Source organism: Acinetobacter sp. XH1741 (genome assembly GCF_041021895.1).
GTDB lineage: Bacteria > Pseudomonadota > Gammaproteobacteria > Pseudomonadales > Moraxellaceae > Acinetobacter.
On record NZ_CP157430.1, the window covers coordinates 1 to 6,444 of the forward strand.

At 41.5% G+C, this 6,444-nt stretch carries 8 protein-coding genes; 7 read left to right on the top strand and 1 reads right to left on the bottom strand.

Annotated elements, in window-relative coordinates; translation table 11 throughout:
* Positions 1–49: 49 nt before the first annotated feature.
* Together gloB and ABLB96_RS19180 are read left to right on the top strand one after the other, a co-directional pair.
* Positions 50–880: a hydroxyacylglutathione hydrolase gene (gene gloB / locus ABLB96_RS19175; protein ID WP_272366838.1), complete on the top strand. Its 831-nt coding sequence runs from the start codon at positions 50–52 to the stop codon at positions 878–880.
* 28 nt (positions 881–908) lie between these two features.
* Positions 909–1,871: a GlxA family transcriptional regulator gene (locus ABLB96_RS19180; RefSeq protein WP_269512629.1), complete on the top strand. Its 963-nt coding sequence runs from the start codon at positions 909–911 to the stop codon at positions 1,869–1,871.
* A 638-nt stretch (positions 1,872–2,509) separates the two neighbouring features.
* Here the strand turns inward: ABLB96_RS19180 and ABLB96_RS19185 are convergent.
* Positions 2,510–2,920 (bottom strand): conjugal transfer protein TraD, encoded by a 411-nt coding sequence (locus ABLB96_RS19185; RefSeq protein ID WP_010591656.1) that lies wholly within the window; start codon positions 2,918–2,920, stop codon positions 2,510–2,512.
* Between the two features lie 280 nt (positions 2,921–3,200).
* Here ABLB96_RS19185 and ABLB96_RS19190 point away from each other — a divergent pair, with 280 nt between their 5' ends.
* The 5 genes from ABLB96_RS19190 to ABLB96_RS19210 all read left to right on the top strand — a co-directional run bounded on the left by ABLB96_RS19190 (position 3,201) and on the right by ABLB96_RS19210 (position 6,341).
* A complete protein-coding gene (locus ABLB96_RS19190) occupies positions 3,201–3,356 on the top strand; it encodes a hypothetical protein (RefSeq protein WP_171178132.1) in 156 nt (51 codons plus the stop codon).
* Positions 3,356–4,285, top strand: coding sequence for a MobA/MobL family protein (locus tag ABLB96_RS19195; protein WP_010591655.1), 930 nt, complete (start codon positions 3,356–3,358; stop codon positions 4,283–4,285). The genes ABLB96_RS19190 and ABLB96_RS19195 overlap by 1 nt, the downstream gene beginning before the upstream one ends.
* On the top strand, positions 4,282–4,782 hold the full coding sequence (locus ABLB96_RS19200) for a hypothetical protein (protein WP_010591654.1): 501 nt from the start codon (positions 4,282–4,284) through the stop codon (positions 4,780–4,782). Before ABLB96_RS19195 ends, ABLB96_RS19200 begins: the two co-directional genes overlap by 4 nt.
* 82 nt (positions 4,783–4,864) lie before the next feature.
* Positions 4,865–5,098 carry a hypothetical protein gene (locus ABLB96_RS19205; RefSeq protein ID WP_010591653.1) on the top strand — a complete coding sequence of 78 codons (234 nt, stop codon included), beginning with the start codon at positions 4,865–4,867 and terminating at the stop codon, positions 5,096–5,098.
* Positions 5,099–5,933: 835 nt separating this feature from the next.
* Positions 5,934–6,341: a hypothetical protein gene (locus tag ABLB96_RS19210; protein ID WP_010591652.1), complete on the top strand. Its 408-nt coding sequence runs from the start codon at positions 5,934–5,936 to the stop codon at positions 6,339–6,341.
* The last annotated feature ends 103 nt before the right edge of the window (positions 6,342–6,444 follow it).

Sequence of the window (6,444 nt, forward strand, 5' to 3'; positions counted from 1 at the left end):
TATGACATAATAGTTGTAAATTTACTTATGTTTGAGTTTACCTATTCCAATGAAGCACGTCCACATCCAACCAATCCTCGCATTCAAGGACAACTATATCTGGATGATTCACGACGACCAGCGAGCTGTGGTTGTCGACCCCGGTCAGTCCGAGCCGGTTATCAATGCACTCAGGGAACAGAGGCTGGAACTGCACGCCATAGTGCTGACGCATCTTCACTATGACCACAATCTGGGCGTACCCGGTTTGCTTAGCCATTGGAAGGTTCCGGTATATGGCCCGGAGTTGAACGATCACGACAGGGTATCCCATCCTCCGTTTCCGAAGCCCGGTACCGTGCCGCTGGATTGCGTTAGTTGTGTGGTTGGCGAAGGCGATACCGTTGATCTGGATGTGCTCGACGTGCAATTGAAAGTGCTGGCTGTGCCGGGGCACACCAAGGGTCATTTAGCCTTTCTGGATGAGACTCGTGGATGGCTGTTTACGGGTGACACGCTGTTTGGCGGTGGTTGCGGGAAAATGTTTGGCGAGTCAATGCAAGCCATGCGCCGTTCCCTGGATCGCTTGGCGGATCTTCCAGGACAGACGCTGGTTTTTTGTGCCCACGAATACACCCTGGACAACCTGAAGTTTGCACTTGAGGTAGAGCCGTCTAACCCGGATTTGCAGGAGCGGTTTCGGGTAGATGCACACAATCGTAGCCTTGGGCAACCCACCTTGCCATCAACCATCGCGATGGAGCGCGCTACCAATCCCTTTTTGAGGGTAATGGAGCCGGAGGTGGTAGCGACATTGAATGTAAGAAGGGGCGCAACTGCTTCCACGCGAGACACAAACTTTGAGGCATTGCGTTTGTGGAAGAATCAGTTCAAGTTATGAGACCGATATGTTTGCCAACCTTTAAGTCATGCAAGTCAATGTCTTAGCTTTGGAGGGGGTCTTCGACACGGGACTTTCCATTGTCCTGGATGCGCTGACCACCGCGAATGAGTTGTTGGAGATGCAGCGCAGCACGGTTCCTCGGTGGAATGTTTCGGTCGTGGGCGTAAGGCGTCGAGTTGCCACTGCCCAGCAAATGGTCATTCCTGCAGTGCGTGCTCATGAGTGTCCAAAGCCGGATTTGGTCATCGTGCCTGCCATTGGGTACAAGATGCCTGATGCATTGATCAATGCGCTGGACAGGCCTGATGTGGCCGATGCCGCTGCCGTATTGCGTGGTTGGTCGGACGATGGAGCTCAAATCGCAGCGGCTTGCATTGGCACGTTTGTCCTGGCTCAAAGCGGTCTTCTGGACGGTCAAGAAGCGACAACCACTTGGTGGCTAACTTCTCTTTTTCGTCAGCGATACCCTGCCGTGCGACTGAACACAAGTCATATGGTGGTTCATTCAGGCCAGTTCGTGACGGCAGGTGCGGCCCTCAGCCACGTTGACATGATGCTGTCCCTCATACGGCAGACAAGTCCAGAGCTCGCCGGACTGGTCGCCAAGTATCTGGTTGTGGATTCTCGGCCTTCACAGTCGGCCTATATTATCTCGGATCACCTGGCGCATACAGATCCTCTCGTGGAAAAGTTTGATCGTTGGGTACGGACCAATCTGACGCAGGGGTTCAATCTGGACGCTGCTGCTGATGCTCTTGCGACCAGCAAGCGCACCTTGGCAAGGCGGCTGCATGACGTACTTGGCAAAACGCCAGTCGCGTATGTACAAGACCTGCGAATTGAACAGGCGGTCCATCTGCTTAAAACCAGCAATCACAACCTCGACCGGATCGCGGAAATGGTTGGCTACTCCGATGGTGTGACATTGCGCACCTTATTGCGTAGAAAACTGGGTAAAGGAACTCGAGCCATCAGAGATTCGAGTTGAACATGAAGCCACAGAAACTTGCGTATGGATTCGGACACTAACGGCTGCTTATGTCTTTGCACATTAAAGACTTAAACTGATGAATCATAAAATCAATAACTTACATTAGGTATGATTCAGTAAATTTACATTATAGTTCTAAACTCAATGAACTTTGAGTTTAGATAACCAATCCATTTATGACATAATAGTTGTAAATTTACTTATGTTTGAGTTTACCTATTCCAAATATCCAATAAGTAAATAAAACGGTGATTGCAAGTGATATAAAAATGACTATTGGGGATGGTACTTGCATTGGACTCAACCAAAATCCAAATAAAATACATGCAACAAATGCACTGCTACAAAGAAACAACTTAAAAAATACCACAAGTATTGAATCTGATTTTTTCGTAATATTCATTCAAACTTCCTCTTTGAGTTTACAACTATATTGTTAAAGTTTAGAACATTAATGTCATTTTTGAGACTTTAATGGTCAGTCACAGTAGATTAACTTTTGAAGGTTTTTCTTTTGAGAATAACTTTTATCAAGGTAAAAATGCCTTAATTGCTATAGCTCAATATTCAGCTGATAAACAACAAGAATCATGGAATTAATTTAATGAGTAAGTTTAAAAGCTTGCTCATATTATTTACTTTTTAGACCGTTGATTAAGCTCTTGTTGTCCTAATTCCTTCCAAATCTGCCATTTCATATCATTGGGATCAATTTCAGCCGTTTTCAGTAATACGCCAAGTAATTCTGCTGGGTCACGCTGATCTAGGTTAGCAATTTCAAAAAGTGCGCCTAATTGAATGAGATGACGTGTACGAGCTTTGCGTTCAGCTTCCTTTTCTGCATTCAATAATTTTCTAACTGCAACTTTTTGCTTATTTGCTCGATCTATGGCTTTTTCAGCTTTGATCAAGGCATTGATCTTTTTCTCTTGGTCGGGTGTTCTGTACTGAATTTTGGATAGTTCAAGTAAAAGTTTTTGAGCATCACTAGGATTCTTTAAAGCAGAAATGTAGGTGATTTTTTCAGATAGCCATTCATTATTCATATTCAATTCCTTAATTCAGATACCGCAAAAGCACAGGCTCAATTCTCAAAGAACGATAACAAAATAATTACGTCCAATGTCCGCAATTTTGTTAAAGTTCGTTCTAGAGAAGTTCGCCTGTACTTCCATCAAAAATTTGATGGCGCGCTTAGACGTTTCTCAATTTCATTGAGAAACCTAAGCACGTTAGGGACTTCATCCCTAAAACCCTGAAACTTCTTTTTTTCGTTCAATTGAAAATTGAATGAAAAAAAGAAGTACCAAAGCTAGGAGCAACAGCATGCAACTAAAACAGGTATTGGGAAGAATCAAAGATATTACTTTTGGCGTGATCGCAGCACCGCTAATCATCATCATTATGATGTGGGCTTCGATACTTGATCAAAGGGCGTTTAAGAAAGAGCGCAACCGAAAAAAGGAACAGGATAAAACCTAATGGCGATTGCTCGTTTAAGTGTCAAAGTCGGTAAGGCAGGTAAAGCAGCACCGCATGCCGAATATATTGATCGGGATGAAGAAAAGAAGCTGAAACAGGAACAGGCAGAAACTGATCTTGAACATAGTGCCTATGGGAATATGCCGAAATGGGCTGAACATAATCCGATTACCTTTTGGCAGTCTGCCGACCTTTACGAGCGTAAAAACGGCAGTACTTATCGAGAATATGAAATTGCCCTACCTAGAGAGATGAATGCCGAGCAACGCCTAGAACTGGTTGAGGACTTCATTCGGTCCGAGATCGGCTCAAAATATCCGTATCAGTTTGCGATTCATAACCCTAAAGCAATGGACGGCAATGATCAGCCTCACGTTCACCTCATGTTTAATGAACGTCTGCAAGATGGAATCGAGCGAGATCCAGAGCAATATTTCAAACGCTATAACAGCAAAAATCCTGAACGTGGCGGAGCTAAAAAAGACAATACAGGCAAGAGTTACCAGGAACGAAAAATTGATATTAAAGACCTACGCCAAAGATGGGCAGATTTATGCAACAGCCATTTAGAAAAGCATCAAATTGATAGCCGTATTGATATGCGAAGCTACAAAGAGCAAGGCATAGAGAAAGAACCTGAAAAAAAACTATTACCAAGCCAAGCCAAAGACCCTGAAATCAGGGAAGCCCTGAAACAGTCACGCACAGCCTATAAAGAACTTGAGCGGCTAGATTTAGGCGACCCGAAAAAAGACCTCAAAGACCTCAAAGACAGTCCAATTTCAGACAAAGAAATTAAACAGGGCATTGAGAGCTTTAAGGCTGATTTTGATAGCTTCAAACAGCTTGCTTTGGAACAGTACAAGCAACAGCAGAAATTAGAACGAGAGCAACAGAAAACAATGAAGTTTAGAGGGATGAGCCGATGACACCTGAGGAAAAAAAGTTATATGCACTGATGGCAGTGGCAGAACAACAGCAGAACCTAGTCAATCAGGCCGTTAAAGAGCTTCAAATCACCGAAGAACGCATTCAGAAGGTCATTGCAGGGCAAACCCATAGCACCGTATCAAAATCGCTAAATACGGGCTTACAAGAGGGCACAGCAGAGCTTATAAAGACCGCCAAAGCACTTGGACGTTTAAAAAACTCGATTGAATCAGCCAGTGATCAATTTTCATGGAAGCTCATTGTCATTGTTCTAGGCATTTTTGCCATTCTGATGCTTGGTATCATTTGGTTATTCAGTGTTTATATCAAACCATTGGAAAATATTTCTAAGATCGAAAGTTTAAGGGAAGCTGGTATTCAGTTAGATATTCAAAGTTGTAGGGTTGGAGAAGAATCTAAGCCTTGTGTGAGAGTGATGAAAGACCAATGCAACTACTCAAAAAATCATGACTTATGTGTGATAGATCCTAAATAGGTAATAATTATAATATGCTATAAAATTATTGTTTCTAGTATTATTATATTTTTGATTATTAAAAATAAATTAGAGGAAAGAAATGAGTTGGCAAGAAAAAATAAACTTATCTAATGATGACAAAATTGTTTGTTCTCGTATGAAAACAAAAGGTCATTTAGGACAAACAGAAATAACTCCTTTCAGTATTTTGAATGATAATGAAGAAGTCATTGGGCATGGTGAATATACCGAACACACAAATGTCCGTGGGCTAAGCACATCACATGTATTGGAATATATTTTAAATGGACAAAAAAGCTGTGAAAGATGGTAGTTATATAAGCTTAAATAAGTAAAATTAATGAGAAATTAAAGAAAAAGCCCATTCAGTATTGAAACTAAATGGGCTTTCGCTTTATATTCAGCGGTACGCAGTTATTTGATGCGCTAACATCAAGTAACGAAGATCAGCAGAGCTACCAACTCGTGCAGATTTCACACTAAGGCTTGTACCTGAACTCTATTTTCACAATAAACAGCGTTTAGATCAAGACTCAAAATGATAAGTCTTCGTTAATACGTGTTTTTATTCATCAAATAAGCATCATAGATCGAGCTTTGCCTGCTTCTGCGTGTCCGTTTTACGGATTGGCATGCGTTGCATGTGGAGGGAATAAGTGTCACTGGTGCAACGTAGCGATAGTCGAAAGGCTAAACCGCTTACAGGGGATTCTCACAAAGGCGGAGCGTTGGAAGTAGTTGTATAGGTCGGTTAAGTTGCATGTTGGGGAAGCCCTCGCAGAGATATCGCCATACTTCGACAGGGAGCGTGTGGGAGAAGGTGCAAGACCTTTAGTCCTTGTCTGCATAGTCAGCAAAACTATGTGCGGATACGACCGATATACGTGGCTCCGAAGCCAAAAAAATATACGGTAAATCGGCAATACTTAAAGGATGTGTCATTTTTTTAAATGACCGCCTTTAGGGAAAGTATTGCCGAAACTCTCTCAACCGTTTCCAAAGCCAAAGCACGAAGTGCGACGCTTTGGTGGCGTGTTGAGAAGTTGAGAGCATTTATTCATTTTGTACAGGTGTGGGATTAGGTATTCTTGTGGATATGATCATCTTTTTTTCTGCTTAGGCTATTTAGAACATTTTTAGGGGTAATCGTGGAAACTTTTTTAATAGTAGCGGTAGTAGCTATAGTTTTATTTTTCTTTATGAAAGGACTTTTTTCTTTTAAAAATGGGGTTCAGTTAAGTATTAGACCTTTCAATGAATGGATGATTCTAGCAAAGAGTGCCAGTAAGAAAGAATTAGAAGTAATGTGTCATTCTGTATTGCTTGAAACAGGAAGTATGTTAGAAAAAGCTAATGTCATCTCACAAAAAGAATTTAGAGATTTATTTCTTAATTCTAGAGTTTATGCTTCTGATTTTATAATGTTAACTCTTATAACGGTTGATATTCAGGAACAACTTTCTAAGCCTACTAGTTTTCCTTTGTATGAATCTGAAGAAGCTAGATTCTATTTATATAAATGTTTTTGTAGATGTCTTTGCACATTAAAGACTTAAACTGATGAATCATAAAATCAATAACTTACATTAGGTATGATTCAGTAAATTTACATTATAGTTCTAAACTCAATGAACTTTGAGTTTAGATAACCAATCCATT

Excerpts from the sequence above, each read along its gene's own strand:
- gloB (WP_272366838.1), top strand. The coding sequence starts at position 50 with ATGAAGCACGTCCACATCCAACCAATCCTCGCATTCAAGGACAACTAT.
- ABLB96_RS19180 (WP_269512629.1), top strand. The coding sequence starts at position 909 with ATGCAAGTCAATGTCTTAGCTTTGGAGGGGGTCTTCGACACGGGACTT.
- ABLB96_RS19185 (WP_010591656.1), bottom strand. The coding sequence starts at position 2,920 with ATGAATAATGAATGGCTATCTGAAAAAATCACCTACATTTCTGCTTTA.
- ABLB96_RS19190 (WP_171178132.1), top strand. The coding sequence starts at position 3,201 with ATGCAACTAAAACAGGTATTGGGAAGAATCAAAGATATTACTTTTGGC.
- ABLB96_RS19195 (WP_010591655.1), top strand. The coding sequence starts at position 3,356 with ATGGCGATTGCTCGTTTAAGTGTCAAAGTCGGTAAGGCAGGTAAAGCA.
- ABLB96_RS19200 (WP_010591654.1), top strand. The coding sequence starts at position 4,282 with ATGACACCTGAGGAAAAAAAGTTATATGCACTGATGGCAGTGGCAGAA.
- ABLB96_RS19205 (WP_010591653.1), top strand. The coding sequence starts at position 4,865 with ATGAGTTGGCAAGAAAAAATAAACTTATCTAATGATGACAAAATTGTT.